The following is a 23,867-nucleotide window of genomic DNA, read 5'->3' on the forward strand; positions in this document are numbered from 1 at the left end:
CATGCATTGGCAGAGTAAACAAGTAGTGCTGCCAGAATATCGGCGCGGTTTTCATTTAGTTACCCAGCATATCGTCGACGCGTTACCGCAAATTCGCGAATTAGCCCACGGCATGTTGCACATTAGCCTGTTGCATACCAGTGCCAGCTTGAGCATCAACGAGAATGCCGACCCGTCGGTTCGAAAAGACATGGAAACCTTCTTCAATCGCTTGGTACCCGATGAAAATAGCTATTTCATTCACACCTTCGAAGGACAAGATGACATGCCTGCCCACGTGAAGTCATCCTTGTTGGGCAGCCAATTGAGCTTGGCTATTGAATCTGGTCAGCTGGTATTGGGAACATGGCAGGGGATATATTTAGGCGAACATCGAGATCGAGGTGGAAAACGCAAGCTACACTTGAGTTTGTTCGGAGATCCGGCATGATAATTTCATACTAATACCAGTGTGAAGCTTTACAACACACAAAAAAATGACACTACCAAAGGGAACACACCATGTTGAAAATGACAATCAATAGTAAGGTTGCCAAAACCTTAGCAAGTTGTGCAGTCGCTGCGGCTATCACTGCACCAGTAGCCGCTGAGCACGATGCACCCGCCTATGAAAGATGGGCTGGTGGTTTTATTGAGTATTACAGCGCCGACAACGACAAACCCGAGCCAAACGGTTATTTCGATGAAGGTTACGGGTTTGGTGGTGAAATAGGTTGGCGCTTCGACCCACATTGGGCCGCTCGTGTTGAACTTGCGTTTTTAGAAATTGACGCGGATCCGAATCGACCATTTGGGATGGATGAGGATGGCCATAGCTATGGCATTGACGCCGTATATTTCCTTGATAACGATGCAGCCTATGTTTTTGGTGGATTACGCCAACAAAGTCTAGACATAACTTATCGCATGGCCGCTGCTGGTATTGGTAAGCACTGGGACTTCAATGATCGTGTTAAAATTATCACTGAAGCACAAGCCTTTCACGACTTCGGCGAAGGCTTCAACGATTATGCGGTTAAATTAGGTTTTGCCTATACCTTCGGTGAAACACCTAAGCCAGTGTCACGTGACAAAGACTCAGATGGCGACGGCGTTATGGACAGTCGTGATCAATGTCCCAATACACCGCGTGGTACTGCTGTAGATGCTAACGGTTGTAACAATGATTTGGATGGTGACGGCGTGTTAAATAGTCAAGACCAATGTCCAAACACTCCTCCCGGAACTGCAGTAGATGTGCGAGGCTGTGCACTCGCAAAAGATTCAGATAACGACGGCGTACCTGATGATATTGATCAGTGCCCCGACTCACTACCCGGTGATCGCGTTGATGAAACGGGTTGTGTGATTTTTGAAGAAAAAGACTTAAGCGTCTCGCTCAACGTGTTATTTGCCAATAACAGCGCAGAAGTAACTAACCCTGATGATGCACAGATCCGTGAGTTCGCAGAATTCTTGCAACGCTTCGTGAATACCTCTGCGGTGATTGAAGGTCACACATCAGCGGTTGGTCGTGCAGAGTACAACTTGGCACTATCTGAGCGTCGTGCACAAGCCGTTAAAGACCTATTAGTGAATAGTTACGGCATTGACGAAGGTCGACTAACTGCCGTTGGCTTTGGTGAGACTCAATTACTCGACAGCAGTAATACAGCAGAAGCTCACCGCATCAATCGCCGTATTGAGGCGCAAGTTTCGGCCACGGTTAAAGAGAAAGTTACAGAGTAAGTAATCTTTAAATGTAAAAAAAGCCGGTGTTCTCACCGGCTTTTTTAATACTCATCGGCCACTGCTGGGCCCGCATAGTTGTCAAATCTGGAAAATTGACCTTGGAAAGTTAAGCGCGATGTACCAATTGGCCCATTCCGCTGTTTGCCGATGATTATTTCTGCCACGCCTTTGTATTCGCTGTTTTCGTGATACACCTCATCGCGATAGATAAACATGATCAAATCGGCATCCTGCTCTATTGAACCTGATTCACGCAAATCCGAGTTTACCGGCCGCTTGTCGGCTCGTTGCTCCAAACTACGGTTTAACTGTGACAATGCAACTACAGGTACCTCTAGTTCTTTCGCCAACGCTTTAAGTGAGCGCGAAATTTCGGCAATCTCTAAGGTTCGATTGTCTGCCAAACTAGGCACACGCATCAACTGTAAGTAATCCACCATTATCAAGCTGATACCGCCATTATCGCGCGCAATCTTACGCGCTCTTGTTCGGACGTCCATAGGTGTTAGACCCGATGAGTCATCGACCCACAGATTGTTCTTTTCTTTGAGCATCGCCATGGTGCGTGAGATCCGCGACCAATCAGTGTCATCCAATTGCGCTGTGCGGATCTTGGTCTGATCGACACGGCTTAACGACGCCAACATACGCATCATGATCTGTTCTGCCGGCATCTCAAGACTGAAAACCAGCACAGGCTTATCCTCCGCCATCATTGCGTTTTCACATAAGTTCATCGCAAAGGTCGTTTTTCCCATAGAAGGACGGGCGGCGACAATAATTAAATCTGAAGGTTGTAAGCCACTGGTTTTTTTGTCGAGATCCTGAAAGCCCGTAGTGACACCCGTCACTTCCTTGCCTGATTTCACAAGCGCTTCAAGACGATCTACCGTTTTACCCAAAACCTTATCAATGTCTTTCGGGCCTTCATTTTCCCCAGTGCGCTTTTCCGCAATTTCAAACACTTTCGATTCGGCTAAATCGAGTAATTCGGCGCTATTGCGCCCTTCAGGGTTAAAGCCTACTTCAGCAATATTGTGGGCCACGCCAATAAGTTCACGTGTAATGGCTCGCTCTTTGATGATTTGCGCATAGGCCGCGACGTTGGCTGCACTGGGGGTGTTTTTCGCAAGCTCGGCAAGATATGCAAAGCCACCAGCCTCTTCCAATTTATCGTGCTTTTCGAGCTGTTCAGATACGGTGATTAAATCGACCGGCTGGTTGTGTTTGAGCAAATCGAGTACAGCGATGAAAATAGTCTGGTGCGCACGATTGTAAAAATCGTCAGCGCCGATTATCTCGGTCACAGTGTCCCAAGACTCTGGCGCAATTAGCATGCTACCTAGAACAGATTGTTCCGCCTCGATTGAATGGGGCGGTATCTTTAGCTTTTCAATATTAGTGTCTTTTGGAGACGAGTTTGCCACTTCCACAATTGGTCACGCGATAACAAAACGGTCGAGTATTATGCGCTTATTGATAGCGCAACTCAACTCGACCATTGACTGTTGACACTTCAACTTCAGCGGCACCATTACCTGTACTGAATTCTAGCCAACGACGCGGTCCATACTTAGCTTTTTGCGTTTTGTCATCGGTTAAGCGATTGACAAACTTACCTCCTGCATGGCCTTCAATATCAAAGTGCGCTGATACCCCTTCCTGAAAGATAAGCTCTACTGAGCCCCCGACGGTAGACACTCGCACGTCACCACCGGGTTGTAAGTTCATGCTGACTTCAATGCTGCCGTTCACTGAGGTTAAATCGAGTTCATCAACGGCTTGTAACTCCAGCTCCAAATCACCATTAACAGTTTCAACATGGATCTCTCGGCTATCAGAACTGATGCGAATATCGCCGTTTACGGATTCGAACTTGATATCGCCCTCGCCACTGTGGCGCCCCTCTATCGAACCATTAACCGTTTCAATTTTCACATCGCCCGATAAGTTACGAGCATTGATACTACCGTTAACTGATTCGAGACGGATCCGACCTTCAATATCATTGACTGATACTTCGCCGTTGACCACCTCCACATCTAAACCACCGTGCAAACTTTCGCCGTCGAAACTGGCGTTGACAGATGTGTAGTTCACTTCGCTTCCAATCGGTACATAAATGGTTAAGTCATCACCATGACCATAACCCCACTTTTTCCAGTCACCTTTATAGGAGCTACTTTCCATTTCTACCTTTATTTGCACGTTTCTGCCGCGACGTTCAAAAATAAACTCGCTTGCTCTATCACTGAGCTCGCCTTCCACTCGAACTTCTTCTCGGTCCCAGCCTTTGACCACAGCTGAACCATTTAGATGCTCAATTTCAATTCGGCTTTGCGCATCAACATCAAGCGTTTGATCGACCTTCTGCCCCGCTAACACGGGAGTTGTAAACAACATTATTCCAGTTAACATTGTCGCACAGAGGCATACACCCTTCGATTGCTGATGTTGTGTTAATTGTTTCATTTCGCTATACCTCTGTTTAAATTTGTCGCCACTTCGGTGAATGTACCCTTTCAATCAAGCTCATTTGTTGTTGATAGACATTTTGAAGCATCTTCAACAACGCTGTATTGTTGGGGTCTTGGGCCAAAGCGGCCTTAATTGCATTTGCCGCACCATCGAGTTCAGCCAATTGTTGCTGCCAATCCTCTGTCAGCGCTGGCTGATCTTTTAAACTCACTAACAAATTATCTCGCTGTGATTGATGTTGCGTTGATAGCGCTTCTGCCAGTTGTTGAGCAGTTAACGGCGCATTATTTTCTATTGGTGCAGTGGTTAACTGTTGTGTAACTAACCAACCGGCAATCGCTACAATGGCGAAACTGGCGGCCAGACTGATAGGTTTTACCCCAGTCTTAACTGGCTTTTGCTCAGTATTTTGCTTCATTTCCTGACGCTCAATGCCCAGCTCTATTCCTTGCCACAAGTCTCGCTCGGGCATTTTTTCCCGCGGTAATTGAGTCAATGTCTGTCGTAACTTTTGCTCTGAATTACTCATTACCCATCCACTCCGTAAGCAGTTGTTTAGCCCTGTGAAATTGCGCTTTGCTTGAACCTACTGCCATATTCAGCAGGTCGGCAATCTCTTCGTGTCGATACCCTTCAATTGCGTGCAGTACAAATACGTGCCGAGCGCGCTCTGGTAACCGCAGTACATAGTCATCCAGTGACACCGTGTCAGCCGAGGTATCAATCTGTTGGTCATGCACGGCTGACTCTTCAATGTTAAATGTGCGCTGAAACCAACCTTTTTGTTTGCGAATATATGAGATCGTAATATTCGAAGTAACGCTGTGTAGCCACGTCGAAAACTTACTCTGACCATTAAAATTACTCAGCTTATTCCACAGCTGAATGAACACTTCTTGGGTCGCATCTTCAGCCATTGTTCTCTCACCTGTCAGGCGCAAACAAAGGGCATAAACGCGACCTACATGAGCATCATAGAGCTTCTTATATGCTAGTTTGTCACCCTGCTGGGCAGCAGCTATCACATCACGCTCTGCTTTTTCAGCAAACGTGTGTTGTGCATCTACTACACTATTCTGCAGTTCTACCATGTCACTCGTGTTCCACTCTTAGGTGTGTCAAAGCTCACCCGGTTAATTATTCGCTTGAGTTACTATCTTTGTCGTTTAGTCGCACAGAAAGGTTTAAACACCTAAAAAATAATTTTCCAAAGTTGAAAATGGTCTAAACTCTGAACAACGTTGTGTCTAAGGATAGTATACGAAGTCTTACCAATTATGTTGATAAATCAATTATTTGCCGCCAAACCTATACCTTTTGGGCCCAAAGGAGCACCCAGTAGTATTGCCAAGCACCCCGTAGAGTCATTGACTGTTTACTACGATGGCACCGATGAAGACGAGCAGGGCAACAAAAAATTGCACGGAGGTGTCGAGAAAGTACTGCATCAATATTCCCTCGCTAGCTATACGCTGTTTCAACAACACTTCCCCGATGAAGCAACAAAGTTTGTTCCGGGTAGCATTGGCGAAAACATTAGTGTCGTGGGGATGGATGATACTAACGTGCGTATCGGCGATGTTTATCGTATGGGTAATGTTGTATTACAGGTCGGTTCGCCCCGCGTACCATGCAATAAGATATCGCACCGCTTTGGCATCGATGGCCTAGACCGATTCGTTAATCAGCATGCAATCTCTGGCTGGTATTATCGAGTGTTACAAACGGGTGAAATCAAAGTTGGTGATAAAGTTGAATTGGAAGCGACAGATAGCAGTAGCATGACCATTGCTGAATTTATGAAGTGTGTAAACGATCGCAATGCATCAAGTGAGCAGTTAACGCGTGCTGCAAATTTGCTAGATCTGGATCCCGAATGGCGCGAGCGCCTCAGTATGCGTGCCAGGCACGCGAAGAAGACAGCTTAAAGGTTACCGTCATGCTACGAATAGGTTTATTTCTGGCCGTCAATCTAGCCATAATTATGTTATTGAGCCTAACCTTCAGCCTGTTTGGCTTTCAAGGCTTACTGGCTGAAAATGGTGTAGACCTTAACTTACAAGCCTTATTAGTTTATTCCGCAGTGATTGGTTTCAGTGGCAGCATGATCAGCTTGCTGCTGAGTAAATTTATGGCCAAGCGCGCCATGAAAGTACAAGTGATTGAGCGACCATCTTCGCGAACTGAACAGTGGTTGCTTGACACCGTTGCACAATTGGCCCAAAAAGCCGGCATCGGTATGCCAGAAGTTGGCGTGTTTTATTCGCCGTCACCAAATGCGTTCGCGACTGGCGCGTCAAAAAATAATGCTCTGGTTGCCGTTAGCACCGGCCTACTCGAGCAAATGAGCGAGAATGAAGTGAAGGCCGTACTGGGACACGAAATTGCACATGTCGCGAACGGCGATATGATCACGCTGTCGTTAATTCAAGGGGTGGTAAATACGTTTGTAATTTTCTTATCTCGCGTCATCGGTTTTGTTGTAGACCGCGTTATTTTTAAAGTTGAAAGGGGGCACGGGCCCGCATTTTGGATAGTGTCTATTGTCGCAGAGTTAATCTTGGGGTTCCTCGCCATGATGATTGTCATGTGGTTTTCGCGCTATCGAGAGTTTCGCGCCGATGAAGGTGGTGCTGATTTAGCCGGTAATCAAAACATGATTGCAGCTTTACAACGATTACAAAACAGCAAGGGGCAACCCGATATTCCCGATGAGATGGCAGCGTTTGCAATTAACGCAGGGAAAATACACAAACTATTTGCCAGTCACCCGCCGTTAGAAGAGCGAATAAAGCATTTACAAAGCCGACGCTGATCTTTATGACGTACATAAAAAAACCGCCGGCTTTTGCCGGCGGTTTTCGTATTACTTAACGAGTAGCTTACGCTTCTGCGATGATGATCAACTTGATAGAAGTCATCACGTCAGAGTGAAGCTGAAGGTCGATTTCGAACTCACCAGTTTCACGTAAAGTACCTGTAGGTAGCTTGACTTCTGCTTTTGATACTTCTACGCCAGCCGCAGTGATTGCGTCAGCGATGTCGCGAGTACCAACAGAACCGAATAGCTTGCCTTCGTCGCCAGCTGGTGCAGCGATAGTCACTTCACCTAAACCTTGAACTTTTTCAGCACGCGCTTCAGCAGCGGCCAATTCTTCAGCAATTTTAGCTTCCAATTCAGCACGACGTGCTTCAAATTTTTCTAGGTTAGCTTTAGTTGCTGGAACTGCTTTACCCTGTGGGAACAAGAAGTTACGTGCGTAGCCAGACTTAACTGTAACCTTGTCACCTAATCCGCCTAAGTTGGCGATTTTATCTAGTAGAATGATATCCATCTACAATACCCCTTATTTTCGCCTATTACTTATGTGAATCAGTGTAAGGTAGCAACGCTAAGAAACGTGCACGCTTAATTGCAGTTGACAACTGACGCTGATATTTCGCACTTGTGCCAGTAATACGGCTAGGTACGATTTTGCCACTTTCGGTAACGTAGTTTTTCAACGTTGCGATATCTTTGTAATCAATCTCTGCTACGCCTTCAGCTGAAAAACGGCAGAATTTACGACGTCTAAAAAAACGAGCCATGGTAATTCTCCTTATTCTGAATCTGCTGGTGCAGCAGCTGGTTTCGCTGATGCTTCTTCGCGACGCTCACGACGTTCTTCTTTCATCATTGGTGACGCTTCAGTCACGGCAGACTTAGTACGCATAACTAGGTTACGCAAGATAACATCGTTAAAACGGAAAGCAGTTTCAAGTTCTTCGACAGCTTCTGCAGTTGCTTCGGCATTGATTAACACGTAGTGTGCTTTGTGAAGCTTTTCGATTGGGTACGCTAATTGGCGACGACCCCAGTCTTCTAAACGGTGGATTTGACCGCCGTCTTGCTTCAGGATGGTCGAATATTTCTCGATCATCGCTGGGACTTGTTCACTCTGATCAGGGTGAACCATAAATACGATTTCGTAATGACGCATGTCTGCTCCTCACGGTAGTAGTCTCGGACAGTACAGCCCTCTGTATGGAGACAAGGAACTAGTTGGTTGGCTGTAAGGGCGCGGAGTATACAGGTGCCCTAAGACAAAATCAACACACTCACACCAACAAGTGCGGTTAAGGACCAAATAAAGGTCTTTTTATTCACTTTATCGCCGACAAATACTGCCACCAGTAGTGATAGCACAACACTTGTGGCAAATAGCGTTTGCACGATTGCCGCCTTGGTGTTGGCAAACGCAATCATCTGTAAATAAAGCGCAGCAAAAGTCCCTAGCAGGGTTGCCCATAGAAGCAATTTTACGCCTGATTTACCCAATGGCTTAAGTGGTGTAAAACGGCGACGCATAAATAGCATCAAGATACCGATTGCCGCAAGCCCGCCGAGCAGACGATACAGGGAAGCATTCGCCGCATCGATCCCCGTTGAAGTCAAAACGTCACGGCTTATAACCGCTCCCACCGCCTGACAGACAGCTGCTAAAGCAGCAAAAACATAACCCGACAACGAAAATAACTGCTGCTCATTGCGCTTTTGCAATTTAATAATGACGTCCACCGATAGAATGACGATGGCAATGCCGATCCATTGCTGCCAGGTCAGCCATTCATTGATCCAAATCATCGCGAGTAATGCGGTAAAAATCGGTGCGAGTGTTTCTGCAACTAAAATCGATTGACTGTCGCCAATAGTGTTCAGTGCGCGGAAGAAAAACGTATCACCGAGGCCGATGCCGATAAAACCGCTCAATAGTAACCAGTAAATTGTGGTAGAGCTTAAGTCTACATCTATTGGATTGAAGAGTGTAACAATTGACAATACTCCCGCAGCAAGAACACCCTTCCACAAGTTCAGAGCCAGCGGGGAAAAGTAAGCGCCCAGCAACTGAAACATGCGCGCAGCTATCGCCCAGCAACAGGCTGTAGTAAGCGCAGCTATTTCACCAACATACATCAATTAAACACTCTTTGGTTGCCCCGTATTAACGACAAGTTTGTCACCGCTTGGTACGAATTTCGCTTATTAGCATACACAAACGATTCAACCTTAGCGGTAGTACACGGGGTATAAATGAAAGTGGCGAGGATATTACTTGTTTTAGTGTTATTTGTCTCAGCACCGATACTGATATTTGCACTATTTTACTCACCTAAAGTATCAGGACGCCTAATGCACTGGCTTGTTATCGGGTATTTGCTGGTGTTGGCGGTGAGACTCTATCTTGTTCTGTTAGGCGGCAAGAGGCGTGCCCCACGAGCCAACAGCTCGTCGTAGCGGCAAACCGTTACCCTATAGCGACTACTTAGAGCTCAGGTCGCGGTCGAATAGTAAATTCCCCCAAATCAGCACGGACAACTTCGACCCAAGTGCCTGCTTTAATTGCATCTTTACTGCGCAATCGCCATGCTATACCTGAATAGTGATGCACGGCTTTGTGTTTGTCCGATACGTCGTCGACCAGTAAAAAGCGATAACCGACTAAATCACTTGCAGCCCGAGTTGGATCAACACTGGCACGCAAATCTTTAAACGCAGGGCGAAAAATTAGCAAACTAAATGCTGTCGTTAAAAGCATACAAATACCAATGTAATGCGTTTCATTCGCGAGCAAGCTCCAATCGGCTAAAATACCAGAGACAAATCCCCCCATGCCAAACGAAAACAAAATCAACGAATTAAATCTAAATAACAGCATTTCCAACAAGATAAGTGCGAGGCCCCCCCACACCAAAGTCGCGATCAGATTATCTGCTAGCCAAGCCACAAAAATCTCTCCAAAGACAGGTCTACTTGCGTTTTATTATTATTGCGTCACGATACGGTTATAGATTACCGAATTGTAGATAAAATGCACTCACTGATTGAAAAGTTGAATCTCAAACCTCATCCAGAAGGCGGCTACTATGGCGAGGTTTATCGCTCACAACAAAATGTCGCCAGCCCAGCTCATCAGCAGCAAAGAAGCGCGGTAACGCACATATATTTTTTATTACTAAAAGGGCAGCGCAGTCGTTTCCATCAGGTTCAACACGATGAAATTTGGAATTTCTACGCTGGCGCGCCACTCAAGTTACTGCATATCGAAAGCGATTTAGCGCTAAGTAGCCCTGCCAACACAACGACTCAAGCGGTCACGATAGGCAAGTCTGACAGTTATGTCCATGTTATCCCCGCAAAACACTGGCAGGCAGCAGAATCTAGTGGAGAATATTCACTGGTGGGGTGCAGTGTTGCGCCCGGTTTTGATTTTGCTGATTTTCGCTTTATGAGTACCACTCAGGTGGGTTGGATTGAGCAACACCGACCTGAGTGGCAAGACTTCATTTAACTATCTAACGTTACTGATTAACGCCCGATATAAAAGTCCATTTGTACGCGGCGATTTTTTGCGATTTGAACTTCACCATCTTGAAACTTGGGCGCATATCGCCAGCGCTGCAATGCCTCAATAGATGAGTCTGCGAATTTTTCGCCGCCGTCAACTTCGAGAACTCTGGGGTTAGTGACAAATCCACCTTCACTAATATCAAACTCAATAATTACTTTTCCCTCTTTTCGAGCACGTGCGTAACTTATAGGGTATTCAGGATTTACACGAAACAGCGGTGTAGGCTCAATGACATTTTCATCCCAAGGTGTCATTTCACCAATCGCTATACAGTGTTCAGTCGCCTCTTCAGAGCGGCCCATGGTTTCATAAATATCAACTAATTGGGCATGCGCAGATAAAGCCCAAGGGTGAGTAAATTCTACACTCTGCTCAATTACACTGACGATGGTTTCAAACTTTTCTGCAGAGCCTCGCAATTTATTGTTCGTTTTTAGCAATTTGGCTAAGTAGAATTGTGTTTCGATAACGCGAGTATCGCTGGCTCCAAATGCTTCCAACAAAATACCTTCAGCCTTTTCCGTTAACTTAATCATGCGTCGCAGGGACAAGAACCCACTGTTCGATCTTTGCATGATTGCCATTAACGCTGCGTAATAATTTCCTTGCTTTTCAGGCTGCTGTGCTGAGAGTTGCTCAACGAGATCGACCAATGAGCGACCAATACTTTTCTTGTACTTTTCGTAACTAGGCTCGCTGCTATGAGATTTGACGCTGGCATAGTAACGCTCGATACGCACTTCAAAGGTTTGTTCAGACACTTCGCCATAGCGGTCCATTGTGGATTGTTCAAGCGCTTCAAGTTCCTCGTACGCTTCGGAAAACTTGCGATTAGCAATAAGCATATTGGCATAATTGAAGTGCAAATTTCGCAGGTTCTCTGAGCTTGGATCAAAGCGCTGCTGTCCGGTGCGGAACGAATTCTCGGCGTGCACAAGCGCCGCTTTGTAGTCTTCGGCTTCGATAGCCTGCAGGTACTGTTGATAAACAGCCTGAAAATTATCCGTTGCACTTGCGTTAAACGGTAATTGGATGAAGAGTGTTATTATTGTTGCGGAACAGAGTTTTCTGAATGTCTTCATTCGGTGCTAATTCCTTGTGTGGTGTTGCTCCATGATTGGCGAGTATCGCAAACTACACGGCTATTGAAAAGTATGCATCGATGGCATAACTGCGATTCAGGCCTTAGTGATATCCCTTTGCCACTACAACTGGGGCTTGTGAGATCATTCAAGCCACGCGTAGCTAAACTTCATAAACACCGATTGCTCAGCGCTGGTTAACCGCGTAAGGCTGTCATCGTTGAAAGATGTATCCGACACGCCAATAAAAAACTTAGTCAGTGGATTAACTTTATAGGAATAAAGCAACTGCCACCCCAAATCTTGAGACTCAGCATCCACGGCATCAATATAGTTATCTTGGTTTCTTTCAATATATGAATAAGACACTATCAATCGCAAGAACTGACGTGCGTCGACCTGGTAGGTAAATCGTGCATCAAGCAGATTAGCGGTAAACAGAGGTTGATTATCAGCGTCAAATTCGTTGTGTAAAAAATAGCCACCAACAAACAAATGCTGGCCAACATTCAACTCAACTTCGCCTTCAATAAAAAAGCGCTCACCCAAGCGATTGTTAGCAAAATCGATTTGGTCACCGTAACTCATAAACGAATTCAGATACAAAATTTCATTAGGTTGAGTTTCAACAAACATCCGCCACTGGCGTTCAGTAAAACGGTCGCTATTGCCGTCAATAGCTAGGGTCGATGGATCGAGGCGCAAACCGGCTCGATCACGACGCAAATAACCAATCTCCGCGAAGCTCTGATAATCACCACGGATACTGACATTGGCCTCTAGTTCTTTCTCAAGCAACTCTCCATCGTCATTGTGTGCGATATCCCAATCACCGCTGATACGGATGCGATTCCACCAACTATTTTCATTCCACCAATAATAGCCGCCACCGATAACACTGGTACTGCGATCGACTCGCGACACAAAACCTAAATCAGCGCGGAAATCTTCACCATTGGAGTAGTGGTCTGCGCGAAAAAACCAATCGCGAGCCTCGTGGCGATAGTTAATTCTAAAGGCTTGCCCGGTAAAGGCGTCAGTGCGTTGTGTGCGGAGCGCTTCCTCTGAAAAGTCTTGCGGAACTGAGCAATCCTCAGAACAGAAATCGCGGAATAGGAAGTCGGGATACTGAGTTTCAGACACAACAAACTGCGCACGCAACGTATCATTATCGGTAATTAAATAACGGGCATCAATGCCATTGACGTAATTGTGATAACTATCCGATTTTCGCAAAGTACTCACAACACCCACCGAAAAATCGGACGAAAAGTCATAGCGGTAGCGAATCGCAGTATTGTTGGAACTCTCTTGAATCTCAGCGACTGATGAGCCTAAGTTACCCGGCACTAAAAACGTGGTCGCCACATCATCGGCAACAAAGACACCAATGGAGTGATCATCGACCCTACCAGTTACCTTTGCACCGTAGTCCGGAGAGCCGATGTTACGGGTGTACACCAAATTCAAATTCGACGAGAAGTAGTCGGCATTTTCAGTAAAAAACGGACGCTGCTCGTCAAAGAATAAAGCAAAGGTATTGTTAATACTCAGCTGTGCAACATCGGCCTCGACCTGGGAAAAATCGGGATTTAGCGTAGCTTGCAGCGTAAATTCAGGGGTTATGCCCCAGTTGACATCCAATCCTACTTCTTGATTGTCGTCATACGTCCAATCTCGTGTCTCATAAATATCTCGGCTGCGAGACTTTCCGGCGACAATGGTTGGAACTATCGCTAAATTATTGCCTTGGGTGGCATTTTCGAAGCCACTGATTTCTTCTAACTGACACAGTAAACATGAATTATTGCGGTCGCGGGGAATATTCGAAATACGCAAATAATCTTCGCGTGGATAAAAGCGCAAAAATTCAGCGCCCCATACTTTGGTGCGCTGGCCTTCGTCGAAGTTCATGGTGCGCAATGGCAGAGCCATTTCAACGATATAGCCACTGTCATTGACTTGCCCAGCCGACTCCCAAATCGCATTCCACGCATCGCTTTCTTGACCGGTCATTTCATTTTCGATGACATCAGCTTGGACCCCAAAGGGATTTACAAAAAACTGATAGGCAAGTCGCGAATCGTTAAAAGTGTCTAATTTAACACCGACCATATCACCGCCAAAAATTAAATCACGGTCGCGATAAAAGGCTCGAATAGCACTCGGATCGGGATCATGTGCGCGAAATGCAATGAACAACGAAGTACCATCTTCGTAGATGAACACTTCAGTTGCTACCGGTGAGGCCGTATTCTCAAATGGCTCGGTAACGTATACTAGGGATTGTTTTGCAGCCTGTTGCCATTGAGGTTCATCCAATACACCATCAAGTGTTGCAGCGCCTTCTAAAAACGGAATAGTGAGTTGTGAAGTATTTTGCGACTGCTGTTCCTGAGCTGCCGTTGTTGATATCGCGGCCAACAACACGCATAAACCAAATAGGCTTCTTATCATTATTTTTGTACCAAGGGCTTGATTAGATCCGTGAGAATGTCAGCTGTAGCAGACACTCCTTTTTTACGCCCGGCAAGTATCGCACAAATTGTGTATTTACCAAACGCTGATCGATAAAGCCGATATTTTGCGCGCTCAGTGATTTACAACTAATTATTGAAACGCCTCGGTGTTGTAATACAGTGGTTTAATAGAGCCGCAAAACAACAGCTTCATCAACAGTTCCTGCTCACTCGGCACTGCTTCTGATGTAAAGAACTGAGTCACACAGTTGCGCGCCTCTTCAACCAAAATAATATGGTCAAAACTTGGCTTGTGCTTAATGCGATGGACAAACATCCGGTTTTCGCCGCCTAGCTCAATCATATCGTAGGTTTGGCGAAGCCCAGACGGCTCTAGCTTTTCTAACGGACGATAGTAAAGCTGCTCAACAAAGTTTATCGGTACCTCAGGGAACATTAGGCTTCCTCCCTGTTCGTAATTACCCAAATAAACATCAACCGCGACTTCGACAGTTTCGCCGCGCATTAAGCGTTGTAGATTGAAAGGTTTCGTCTTGATAGTGACGCGATCAGCATCGCGGGTTAAGAAAAATACCTCTGGCCCCTTAGCGTCAATTAAATAAATGAGTTGCTGTTGTTTACTGCCACTTAATTCCGGTAAAAATGACGCGTAAAGATCCGATTCACTGGACATCAGAACCATGCCATGACTGCCCATAAACTGAGGGTCTAGAGGCGGCGGAGCTTCCTCTTCGGCTTGAACTTGAGCAAATACCAAAACAAAACCGAGCACAGCCAACAGCTTTCGCATACTAAAAACCTTTACCAGATATCAACTCCACTATTATATCGTATTTCTAGTCAGGCTCAGACAAATTTTACCGACTTTCGAGTACTCTAAACTTGAACTGATTGATTAACACTGTTGAACTAGGGCGTGTTTATTTTTGCGGCGTGAAGATCAACACGCCCTACTATTTTAGCTAAAGAGCGGCAATAAATATGGCAACAGGTACCCACCAATACGCAGAAGACCCGCGTAACAATGATATTTTGATCAATATTAATGGTGAGCTATTTCATCGTGATGAGGCGAAAATTTCCGTATTCGACAGCGGATTTATTCTCGGCGATGGCGTGTGGGAAGGGATCCGCTTACATCACGGACGTTTAGCCTTTATTCAGCAACATATGAAACGACTATACGATGGCGCTAAAGCGCTGGATATGAATATCGGCATTAGCCCGGAGGCTATGGTCGAACGCTTATATGCAACTTGCGCAGCGAATAACATGACGGATGGTGTGCACATTCGTCTCATGGTTACCCGCGGACTGAAAGCGACACCGTATCAAGATCCTCGGGTCACCATTTCGCCAGCAACCATTGTAATAATCGCTGAGCATAAAAAGCCCCTGGGCTCGACGCACGGTAAAGGCGTAAAGCTGTACACGTCACATGTGCGCCGCGGTTATCCTGACGTGCAAGATCCGAAACTCAATACGCACTCCAAACTGAACTGCATTTTTGCCTGTATCCAAGCGGCTAAGGCCCAAGCAGATGAAGCGTTAATGCTCGATCCACATGGCTTTGTAGCGACGTGTAATTCGACCCACTTTTTTATTGTCCGCGAGGGCGAGGTGTGGACTTCAACCGGTGACTTTTGTCTGGATGGCATTACGCGTCGCAATGTGATTAATGTCTGTAAAGCCAACGATATCCCGGTTTTCGAACGCAACTTTTCGCTCGCCGATGTATACGCTGCGGATGAATCCTTTATAACCGGCACCTTCGCTGGTTTAACGCCTGTGAATAGTGTGGATGGACGCACAATAGGCAATGGTTCTAATCGAATGACCCAACACCTAGAGCAGCTATACATTGCCAAGATTGAAGCTGAAACTGCGGGAGTGTTGCAGGGTGACTAAGCGTATAGCCATGTGGTCTGGCCCGCGAAATATTTCCACCGCAATGATGCGCAGCTTTGAGAATCGACCGGACTGCACGGTGTTAGATGAGCCGTTTTATGCCTACTACCTAAGCCAAACCCAAAGCCCTCATCCAATGTTTGACGAAGTGGTAGCCAGCCAACCCGTTGACTATGCTGAAGTCGCTGAAGCTATGTCCTCAGGTCACTGTCTATCGCCATTACAATATCAAAAACAAATGACCCACCATATGCTACCTGGTTGTGATTTAACCTGGACAGTAAACCTACAGCATTGCTTCTTAATCCGCGACCCTGCAGAGGTCATCAATTCATACACTAACGCGCGCGGTATTTGCACCAGTGACGACATCGGTATTATTCGCCAATTCGAACTCTACGAGACAATCAGCGCGTTGTCAGGGCAAAATATCCCCGTGGTCGACTGCAAAGATGTACTGCAAAATCCTCAAGTTATGTTACCGAAAATATGCCAGGCACTGGGCATAGCATTTGAGCCAAACATGCTGGCATGGCCCCAAGGCCGGCGTGATAGCGATGGCGTATGGGCCGAGCATTGGTATGCCAGCGTTGAGCAATCTACTGGCTTCTCACCACGCGTTGTTGCCGAAGTAACACTTAACAACGTACAACGGTCACTGGCAGTGAAACTTCAGCCGTATTATGAAAAGCTCAAAGCCAAGGCTATCTCTATGAATTAGTGCCTGTTAGCCATTATCAATTGAGGCGCGGTGTCGAGTAACGCCTCGCTGTCAAACAACTGGTCGGCTTGTAATGTTCTCAGTGGCAGCAAGGTGTAAACCAATCGCATAAGTAATCTCTTTCAGAAACAAAAAACTCAGCATGCGTGCACATCAGTATAAATGTCCTGACAAAACTCGCCTATTCTGCTTACAAAGCTCTGATGATACACTGTTAACAAACTATTTAAGCCGCAATAATTCTCAATGAAGGATGAAAAACTACAGATAAATCAATGGCTAGTAGAGTTAAAGACCGGAGATTTACGCCTGTTTGACACATCAAGCGATATCACGATGTCGTTCGATCCAATTGAGCGGCTCGATCCCAAAGGCGTTCACCTGCTCGTTTTACTCGCCAAACACCCAGGTGAGCTTGTCGGTAAAGAGCAATTGCTAAATCGAATTTGGTCTGACGTGGTTGTCACTGAAGATGCCCTTACCCGCTGTGTTTCGCGTTTGCGTAAGGCGCTTAACGACAGCGCGAAAGCCCCCAGGGTGATAGAAACGTTACCTAAACGCGGTTATCGATTAGTGGCTGAAACAGTGAAATGGCACCGTATCGCGAGTGAAGTTAGCGCCGAGAGTCAGGATACTGATTTAATTGCCAAAGAAGTCATTACTCCAGAACCAACGGTAGTTGAAAAAGAACAGCCGGCATGGCAAGTGTGGGGCGTTGCGATATTGATATTTTTTGCGTTTGTAGCAGGCCTTTACTTGGTGAATCCGCAAGAAGTTGACGAGGTCAAAGACAATGAAATTGCATTGATCATTAGCCAAGCTGACGATTATTACACGCAAATGCGACGCGCTGACAATGAAATGGCGATTGAATTATATCAGCAAGCAATTGCGATGCGGCCTGACTCTGGTCAGGGACAGGCTGGATTGGCTAATGCATTAGTGCAACAAGTTTTGCGTTGGCCCAACCCGGCGTCAGAGCCAGAGCTATTGACCACCGACCTAGAAGGCGCTATTCAATCCGGGCGAACAGCTACCCCGGAAGCAGAACAAAAGCTCAACCGGGCATTGTCATTAGCACAACGAGCAGTAAGAGTTTCACCTAATGATGCGCGCTCCCATAAAGCATTAGGATTTGTATATTCGGCCCAGCAAAAATTCGATTTAGCCTTGGCAAGTTATCATACCGCGGTAGAAAAAGAACCCGATGCATGGGACGCCATGATTAATATCGGTGACGTATTAGAAATAACTGGTCACGATGCCGAAGCCATCCATTATTTTGAACAAGCATTCGCTGCCATGGGCCGAGTATATTCAAGTCAGACTGCACGAGTGCGCCCTTGGTATGCTGCATTAGGTGCTGTCATTGGCGATAAGTATTATTCAATGGGACAAATACAAGACGCAGAGGCCTGGTATCGCCATGTTATGAGTTTTGCGCCGTTCCACGAGCCTGCAGCTTCTGGACTTGTTGCTGTGCTAATGCAACAAGGCGACGAGCAATCAGCGGCCGTGATTTGCGAGCAGTTTTCTCAGCGTGTTGGCATCAACCCTTGCAATAACCCAACCCCACAAGATTAAAGAGCTTTTATCAGTCTCCCGATAATGTCGGTATGGTTAGAAGATCAATACGCTCTCGCTGGGTTGCTTGACGCGCCTGCATCATAAGTAAAAGTTCGCGGAACAATCGATTATCTGCCAACTGCTCAAACGGCATTAACTGTTCGATGTAGCGATAGTCCATATAACCAAGCCGTTGGGCACGTGACAACATAACCAGAGCAGTTTCTATATCTTCATGTGCTAACGCTAAGATACTTTTTGCAACGTAGAGCTCCGGATGACTTTGCTCAGACAATGGGATCCGATCCAACGCCGTTTTTATCGGTTCACCCGCTTGATAATCTAACCAAGCTCGCCATGCTAGAGCATTAAAGTCATTCGGTGATAGTTGCAATGCCTGCTGTAACGAGTCGGTAACTATTGACTGCTCGTTAAGTAAAAGCGCGGCACTCAGGGTGGTCAAGTGGCTATCGACCGTACCCCCTGTTAACCGATGCAGTTCTAACAAAGTATCTAATGCTTGCTGATGCTCGTTTTGTGTGATTAAAAATTGGGCAAAACGAATTCGCGCAGCATCGTTGTCGGGATTTAACTGCACAGCCGCAGCGTACCATTCACGCGCTAACTCTGGCTGTTCTGTCAGGTGAAAAATATATCCAATAGAAGCGAGCGGGTATCGTTGATTATCACTGAGCTGGCGCAAATAAAGTGACATGGCATCGAATAATCGACCTTTTTCTACGTACAAAGACGCCAAGCTCAGACTGACAGAAGCATCGGCACTGTCTAACTGAGCCGCTGATTCAAAATGGTCGATAGCCGTAGGTAATTCACCAATTACTTCGAAATAATAACCTCTAAGCCATAAAAAGCGTGGCTCTGTAGGCTGCTGTAATAACAGCTCGCGACTGATTGCCTCTACTTCGGGTAAGACGGTACGATCGCCGTCAAACTGCGCGACATTATCGATGAGTACACGAGCCAATCCAAACGCTACCAGAATGTCGTCTTGGTTATCAGCATATAGATCGCGATACATCTTTATCGCAATACGATTCGCTTCTGCGGTCGGTGCGCTTGCATATTGCTGCGCTCGAGCGAGTTTAACTCGAGTGTAAACACTGATATCTAGTCCGTGTTCAATGGGTTTTTGTACTGTAGGGATTGCCTCTGGTTGTGGCTTGTATGCGCTGAACCAGAGCATAAATAGAATGCTGAATACGGCCATAGCCCCAATAGCAAACATGGTTAACGGCGACTTGCGCTTAGGTTCATCTTCCGTCTGCTGTTTTTTGATTGCTGGTAACCAGCGATAACCCTCGCTACGGACAGATTCGATATAATTCTCGGAGTCATTCGGCAAAGCTTTGCGCAGCAGTGAAATCCGCTGCGCAATTGTGTCATCACTGACGACTTTTCCTTTCCATACTTGCAGCGATAGCTCTTCGAGCGACACAATATGATTGCGCGCTTCTACAAGTGCCAACAGCATATCAAAGGTCAGCCCTTTGATTGGTAATACTTGCTGGTTGTGCGAGACCGTTCTTTGCTCAAGGTTAATTTCGAGCTTAGCAGTAACTAATACATCCATTGTAAATCTAAATACCTAGTGGTGTTCGTTAACTAATGTGATTACTTACTGCAAGGCAAAGTAGCCTGATATTCGCAAATCGCAGTTGCCTCTTCTTGAGTTGCACCGCCAGTGCAAAAATCTAGACGCAAGAGCACAGACTCCTCAATACCACCATCTTCTGACTTTGGTTCAAACCGCCACGATTCAAGATAATTTTTGGCGTGACGTCGCAATCCAAAGCTCGGTACGACCTTTTCAGTCGTTATGTTGGTAGGCTCTCCATCGCTATTGATATTAAAACTAAATATCGCGCATCCTTTCGCTCCCGCACGCACAGCACCCCGTGGCATTGAAAGTTGTTCAGGAAACACTCGCTGCCAAGAGAGTGCGTCTGCGGTTTCTGGAACTAGTAAAGTTTCAATGACGTCGGTTTGCAAAACAACTCGATCCTGGTTCGCTCCACTTAGCGGGCTGAGCAACAGTCCCGCTGTGGCGACAAAAAGTGCCGCTATTATCGAGTTTTTCTTCATACCCGTCTCCGTCTTTACTTAGCCATCTGCATTTGTTGTCATGCTGCCGCGTTGCAACCTTAACATGCCTTCACGGCCTGCTTCTTCTTGCGCCGCGCGCTGTTCAGCTGTACGACATACGCGCGTCATCATATTTGAACCAACGCGTCGCTCCATCTTACAAATCACGCCATCATCATCTTCAGCGGTAGCAGAGTTACCTGTTGGCCCTGTCGAAGCAGTTTGGCTGCTTTGACATCCTGCCAAGAAAGTAATTGCAATCGCCCCGACTAGGCCTACAAAATTGCTTGGTTTTTTGATTGTCAGTGTCTTCATGACTTTATCCTCTGTGAAAGTTCACGGTCAATAGTGGATAAAGCGCTATCTAATGCAATTAACAATTATTGAATTTCCCTGAAAAACCCAGTTTCAGAAACCTTCAACCAAACTAAAACTACTGTTTTTATTGATTTTTTTCAACTTATGAGCAATTCGTGATAAAGCGACTAAATTGCTTTACAATTCGCAGCTTAGTTTCGCAACCCTATAATTTTTATGGCAGCTATTGGTATCGACTACGGTACATCAAACTCAGAAGTCGTTTTTTTTAACGGCGAAGGCCACCAGCATATCAAGCTGGATCCGCATGTTGAAAACAGTAATAAAATCCGTTCTTCAATCTTCATTTATTACGAAGACGACTTGCCAACACCACCTGCTTCTATGGTCGAAGCTAAAGTTAGCCAGATCCAACGCTCGATTAGCGAGCAACTAGACAAGGCCAAGCAAGGATACTACGACGCTCAAGATCCCAAAGAGCAAGAAGTTTTCAGTCAACGAATCGATAGTTTACGCGGCCAATTTCACGATAAACCAGCGCTGCAACGCCGCGCCATCCAACTATTATTGAAAGACATGACGGTACAAGAGCTGTCTCTGCAACAATTGGTGGAATCGGGTAAATTTGCGTTTGGTGAAGAAGGGTTTCGGCGCTTCTTAAAGACGCCGGAAAAAGGCCGGTTAATTTACTCACCGAAAAATTTCTTGGGCGCAAGTTTAGAAGAAAGCCAACAACAAGCATTCGTTGGCATGATTGGCAAACAGCTTAGTTATTTTAAGCAATGTGCGGAACAGCAACTAGGTCAGCGAGTAACTACTGCGGTTATTGGAAGACCCGTGCGATTCCATGGCACACGGGGCGAAGAAGGGAATCATCAAGCGATAAACATTATGCGCCAAGCAGCAGCTTTGGCTGGGTTTGATGACGTGAGCTTCTTAGAGGAGCCTATCGCAGCCGCTTATAAGATAGAACAAACATTAGAGCAACAAACTACAGCGTTAGTAGTCGATATTGGCGGCGGCACGACAGATATTGGTTGTATTAATCTGGACCCTTTAAAAGTACAAGAGCTTGAGCGGCGCATCGACGTCTTATCGGTCTCAGGCAAACGCCTTGGCGGCATGGAGTGCGATAAAAATCTGGTAATCAAAGCAATAGCACCGCACTTGGGGCAAAATTTGACTATGCAAAATGGCCTTCCTGTGCCACCGACTTATTTTTCGGATATGTGCGCTGTAGATGATATACCAAAGCTTACCCGATTCTTTACGCCAGAATATGGCTTGGACATAGCGCAGACCATGTCAATCACGAAGAATCCCAAAACCTTAGAGCGATTATTGATTATTCAAGAGGAAAAGCTTTCGGCGCGCGTGGTCAATTCGGCCAGAATGGCCAAAGAGCTGTTGTCGTCAAAAGAGTCAATTACTCTGCCACTGCATTATATTGAGCCTGATTTTGATGTGGCTATTGATATCGATTTATTGCACCGTTCGATGCGCTCTTGGTTAAGCAAAGTCATTAGTCTCATAGACGAGTGTTTAGAAGGTTCGAGCAAAATGCCAGAAGTGCTTATGATCACTGGCGGCATGAGCCTATCACCGATAGTCCGTAAAGCGATTTATGCGGAGTTATTCGCAGAGCTACCGTTATTAGAAAACGACGCCTTTAACTCAGTATGCGAGGGCTTAGCCATTCAGGCAAGTAAGCTGAGTTCGGTCGGCGTCAAATCCTAACAACTAGACCGGGACGACGGAGATCAAATTTTTAAGACCTCCGCCACTGACGCATTTGATGGCCAAAATACGCATAAAACAGAATAAACCCATAACACGGCAGCAACATCCAGTATGCAGACTGCCCGCCAATAGTTTCAGATAGTACGCCATAAATTAATGGGATGATGGCACCACCGGCGATGCCCATAATCAGCAATGCTGAACCGCGGGCCGTGAGCTTACCTAAACCGTCCAGTGCCAGTGGCCAGACAGCTGGCCAAACAAGTGCGTTGGCAAGGCCCAAAAGCGCGATGTAAGCCACTGTGTCAGGTACTGTTGGTATACCCATCCAGCCCCACAGTAGATTGGCAATCATATACGAATCCGGTGCGGAGAAAACCACTAACAGCGATAAGACCAAACCCAACCAGGCGGACATTGCCAAAGCCTTAGATTGAGACACAAAACGAGGGATCACGGCCAACCCGATGAGGTAACCCAAGACCATAAAGGCCATAGTGTAACTCGTTAATGAGGTGGCATTTTCGACACCCAACTGTGAACCAAATAGTCCGATGGTATCGCCTGCAACAACTTCAACACCGACATAGACAAATAAGGTCAGTGCACCAAGGATGAGTTGCGGGTATGCCAGCAAAGATTGCGACTGGCCGTCTTGGCTTTGCTCATTACTTAAATCAAGCTCTGGCAGAGATGATATCTTCAAGAGTCCTGCTAACAGCACTAGAGCCACAGCCATACCTAAGTAAGGCATTACCAAGCCATCGGCTAATTGAGCGACTTTATCAGCCCGTGCCGTATCACTAAGCTGTGCAACGGATTGCGCAGTCACACCGGCAAACTCACCTAAAACCAATGCCGTAAATACGATTGGCGCAATAAATCCAGCTGCTTTATTGAGAAAGCCCATAACCGAAATGCGCACCGCCGCAGTCTCATGCGGACCAATCTTCACAATGTAGGGGTTTGATGCTGTTTGCAGAATGGTCAACCCCGAGCCCACCACAAACTGTGCAATTAAGAAAATCGCGAAGGTCTGGCTGTATGCCGCAGGGATGAACAGCAAACAACCAGCCGCGATGATCAACAGTCCAATCACCATTGCCCACTTGTAGCCGGTTTTATCGAGCACCCAAGACATGGGCAATGCCATTACGGTGTAAGCAATGTAGAACGAGAAGGCAACCAACAATGCTTCGGTCTCTGTTAAATCGCATACAATCTGTAAAAAAGGAATCAATGCACCATTAAGCCAAGTGATGAAGCCGAAAATGAAAAACAGACCACCGATGATTAGCATTGGCACTAAGGAGCTTTGACTGCTGGCTGTTATAGGTTTAGTTGTCATAGT

The 23,867-nt window shown here is 46.2% G+C and carries 25 protein-coding genes; 9 read left to right on the forward strand and 16 right to left on the reverse strand.

Features of this window, described 5'->3' with window-relative positions; all coding sequences use genetic code 11:
* Nucleotide 1: 1 nt before the first annotated feature.
* Together QTP81_RS00440 and QTP81_RS00445 are read left to right on the forward strand one after the other, a co-directional pair.
* Nucleotides 2-430 (forward strand): secondary thiamine-phosphate synthase enzyme YjbQ, encoded by a 429-nt coding sequence (locus tag QTP81_RS00440; RefSeq protein WP_289362967.1) that lies wholly within the window; start codon nucleotides 2-4, stop codon nucleotides 428-430.
* Between the two features lie 71 nt (nucleotides 431-501).
* Nucleotides 502-1,728, forward strand: coding sequence for an OmpA family protein (locus tag QTP81_RS00445; RefSeq protein WP_289362968.1), 1,227 nt, complete (start codon nucleotides 502-504; stop codon nucleotides 1,726-1,728).
* A gap of 44 nt (nucleotides 1,729-1,772) precedes the next feature.
* On the opposite strand, the gene dnaB is transcribed toward QTP81_RS00445, so the two are convergent.
* Genes dnaB through QTP81_RS00465 form a run of 4 tightly spaced genes read right to left on the reverse strand, consistent with a single transcriptional unit; the run spans nucleotide 1,773 to nucleotide 5,300 of the window.
* Nucleotides 1,773-3,158: a replicative DNA helicase gene (gene dnaB, locus QTP81_RS00450; RefSeq protein WP_289362970.1), complete on the reverse strand. Its 1,386-nt coding sequence runs from the start codon at nucleotides 3,156-3,158 to the stop codon at nucleotides 1,773-1,775.
* Nucleotides 3,159-3,204: 46 nt separating this feature from the next.
* Nucleotides 3,205-4,203: a DUF4097 family beta strand repeat-containing protein gene (locus QTP81_RS00455; RefSeq protein ID WP_289362971.1), complete on the reverse strand. Its 999-nt coding sequence runs from the start codon at nucleotides 4,201-4,203 to the stop codon at nucleotides 3,205-3,207.
* A 16-nt stretch (nucleotides 4,204-4,219) separates the two neighbouring features.
* Nucleotides 4,220-4,738: a hypothetical protein gene (locus QTP81_RS00460; protein ID WP_289362972.1), complete on the reverse strand. Its 519-nt coding sequence runs from the start codon at nucleotides 4,736-4,738 to the stop codon at nucleotides 4,220-4,222.
* Nucleotides 4,731-5,300 (reverse strand): RNA polymerase sigma factor, encoded by a 570-nt coding sequence (locus QTP81_RS00465; RefSeq protein WP_289362974.1) that lies wholly within the window; start codon nucleotides 5,298-5,300, stop codon nucleotides 4,731-4,733. The genes QTP81_RS00460 and QTP81_RS00465 overlap by 8 nt, the downstream gene beginning before the upstream one ends.
* Before the next feature lie 186 nt (nucleotides 5,301-5,486).
* Here QTP81_RS00465 and QTP81_RS00470 point away from each other — a divergent pair, with 186 nt between their 5' ends.
* Both QTP81_RS00470 and htpX read left to right on the forward strand, forming a co-directional pair.
* Nucleotides 5,487-6,137, forward strand: coding sequence for an MOSC domain-containing protein (locus tag QTP81_RS00470; RefSeq protein WP_289362976.1), 651 nt, complete (start codon nucleotides 5,487-5,489; stop codon nucleotides 6,135-6,137).
* Nucleotides 6,138-6,148: 11 nt separating this feature from the next.
* Nucleotides 6,149-7,024, forward strand: a complete 876-nt coding sequence (gene htpX, locus QTP81_RS00475) for a protease HtpX (protein WP_289363366.1) — start codon at nucleotides 6,149-6,151, stop codon at nucleotides 7,022-7,024.
* Nucleotides 7,025-7,091: 67 nt separating this feature from the next.
* Here the strand turns inward: htpX and rplI are convergent, their stop codons facing one another.
* The 5 genes from rplI to QTP81_RS00500 all read right to left on the reverse strand — a co-directional run bounded on the left by rplI (nucleotide 7,092) and on the right by QTP81_RS00500 (nucleotide 9,974).
* Nucleotides 7,092-7,544 carry a 50S ribosomal protein L9 gene (gene rplI, locus QTP81_RS00480; protein WP_289362977.1) on the reverse strand — a complete coding sequence of 151 codons (453 nt, stop codon included), beginning with the start codon at nucleotides 7,542-7,544 and terminating at the stop codon, nucleotides 7,092-7,094.
* Between the two features lie 25 nt (nucleotides 7,545-7,569).
* Nucleotides 7,570-7,797, reverse strand: coding sequence for a 30S ribosomal protein S18 (rpsR, locus tag QTP81_RS00485; protein ID WP_289362978.1), 228 nt, complete (start codon nucleotides 7,795-7,797; stop codon nucleotides 7,570-7,572).
* Between the two features lie 11 nt (nucleotides 7,798-7,808).
* Nucleotides 7,809-8,189, reverse strand: a complete 381-nt coding sequence (gene rpsF / locus QTP81_RS00490; protein WP_289362979.1) for a 30S ribosomal protein S6 — start codon at nucleotides 8,187-8,189, stop codon at nucleotides 7,809-7,811.
* Nucleotides 8,190-8,287: 98 nt separating this feature from the next.
* The gene (locus QTP81_RS00495) at nucleotides 8,288-9,163 is read right to left on the reverse strand and encodes a DMT family transporter (protein WP_289362980.1); all 876 of its coding nucleotides are present in this window, start codon (nucleotides 9,161-9,163) and stop codon (nucleotides 8,288-8,290) included.
* Between the two features lie 349 nt (nucleotides 9,164-9,512).
* Entirely contained in the window at nucleotides 9,513-9,974 is a 462-nt protein-coding gene (locus QTP81_RS00500; protein ID WP_289362981.1) for an NfeD family protein, read from the reverse strand.
* A gap of 84 nt (nucleotides 9,975-10,058) precedes the next feature.
* On the opposite strand from QTP81_RS00500, the gene QTP81_RS00505 reads away from it, so the two are divergent.
* The gene (locus tag QTP81_RS00505; RefSeq protein ID WP_289362982.1) at nucleotides 10,059-10,538 is read left to right on the forward strand and encodes a cupin domain-containing protein; all 480 of its coding nucleotides are present in this window, start codon (nucleotides 10,059-10,061) and stop codon (nucleotides 10,536-10,538) included.
* Between the two features lie 17 nt (nucleotides 10,539-10,555).
* Here QTP81_RS00505 and QTP81_RS00510 read toward each other — a convergent pair whose 3' ends face one another.
* The 3 genes from QTP81_RS00510 to QTP81_RS00520 all read right to left on the reverse strand — a co-directional run bounded on the left by QTP81_RS00510 (nucleotide 10,556) and on the right by QTP81_RS00520 (nucleotide 14,950).
* Entirely contained in the window at nucleotides 10,556-11,680 is a 1,125-nt protein-coding gene (locus tag QTP81_RS00510) for an energy transducer TonB (RefSeq protein ID WP_289362983.1), read from the reverse strand.
* A gap of 144 nt (nucleotides 11,681-11,824) precedes the next feature.
* Nucleotides 11,825-14,137 (reverse strand): carbohydrate binding family 9 domain-containing protein, encoded by a 2,313-nt coding sequence (locus QTP81_RS00515; RefSeq protein WP_289362984.1) that lies wholly within the window; start codon nucleotides 14,135-14,137, stop codon nucleotides 11,825-11,827.
* 153 nt (nucleotides 14,138-14,290) lie between these two features.
* A complete protein-coding gene (locus QTP81_RS00520; protein ID WP_289362985.1) occupies nucleotides 14,291-14,950 on the reverse strand; it encodes a hypothetical protein in 660 nt (219 codons plus the stop codon).
* A 191-nt stretch (nucleotides 14,951-15,141) separates the two neighbouring features.
* On the opposite strand from QTP81_RS00520, the gene QTP81_RS00525 reads away from it, so the two are divergent.
* From QTP81_RS00525 to QTP81_RS00535, 3 genes are all read left to right on the forward strand, one after another.
* Entirely contained in the window at nucleotides 15,142-16,068 is a 927-nt protein-coding gene (locus QTP81_RS00525) for an aminotransferase class IV (RefSeq protein WP_289362986.1), read from the forward strand.
* Entirely contained in the window at nucleotides 16,061-16,789 is a 729-nt protein-coding gene (locus tag QTP81_RS00530; RefSeq protein WP_289362987.1) for a sulfotransferase-like domain-containing protein, read from the forward strand. The genes QTP81_RS00525 and QTP81_RS00530 overlap by 8 nt, the downstream gene beginning before the upstream one ends.
* 246 nt (nucleotides 16,790-17,035) lie before the next feature.
* Complete coding sequence (locus QTP81_RS00535) at nucleotides 17,036-18,373, forward strand: winged helix-turn-helix domain-containing protein (protein ID WP_289362988.1); 1,338 nt, start codon at nucleotides 17,036-17,038, stop codon at nucleotides 18,371-18,373.
* Between the two features lie 10 nt (nucleotides 18,374-18,383).
* Here the strand turns inward: QTP81_RS00535 and QTP81_RS00540 are convergent, their stop codons facing one another.
* The 3 genes from QTP81_RS00540 to QTP81_RS00550 are packed head-to-tail and all read right to left on the reverse strand — an operon-like array spanning nucleotide 18,384 to nucleotide 20,773.
* Entirely contained in the window at nucleotides 18,384-19,946 is a 1,563-nt protein-coding gene (locus QTP81_RS00540) for a tetratricopeptide repeat protein (protein WP_289362989.1), read from the reverse strand.
* A 41-nt stretch (nucleotides 19,947-19,987) separates the two neighbouring features.
* The gene (locus QTP81_RS00545) at nucleotides 19,988-20,458 is read right to left on the reverse strand and encodes an energy transducer TonB (protein WP_289362990.1); all 471 of its coding nucleotides are present in this window, start codon (nucleotides 20,456-20,458) and stop codon (nucleotides 19,988-19,990) included.
* 18 nt (nucleotides 20,459-20,476) lie between these two features.
* Entirely contained in the window at nucleotides 20,477-20,773 is a 297-nt protein-coding gene (locus tag QTP81_RS00550; protein WP_289362991.1) for a hypothetical protein, read from the reverse strand.
* A gap of 219 nt (nucleotides 20,774-20,992) precedes the next feature.
* On the opposite strand from QTP81_RS00550, the gene QTP81_RS00555 reads away from it, so the two are divergent.
* The gene (locus QTP81_RS00555; protein WP_289362992.1) at nucleotides 20,993-22,513 is read left to right on the forward strand and encodes an Hsp70 family protein; all 1,521 of its coding nucleotides are present in this window, start codon (nucleotides 20,993-20,995) and stop codon (nucleotides 22,511-22,513) included.
* Between the two features lie 31 nt (nucleotides 22,514-22,544).
* Here the strand turns inward: QTP81_RS00555 and QTP81_RS00560 are convergent, their stop codons facing one another.
* The gene (locus tag QTP81_RS00560; RefSeq protein ID WP_289362993.1) at nucleotides 22,545-23,864 is read right to left on the reverse strand and encodes a sugar MFS transporter; all 1,320 of its coding nucleotides are present in this window, start codon (nucleotides 23,862-23,864) and stop codon (nucleotides 22,545-22,547) included.
* Between the last annotated feature and the right edge of the window lie 3 nt (nucleotides 23,865-23,867).

Origin of the sequence: Neoalteromonas arenosi (assembly GCF_030362855.1) — a bacterium.
Classification (GTDB): Bacteria; Pseudomonadota; Gammaproteobacteria; order Enterobacterales; family Alteromonadaceae; genus Alteromonas_E; species Alteromonas_E arenosi.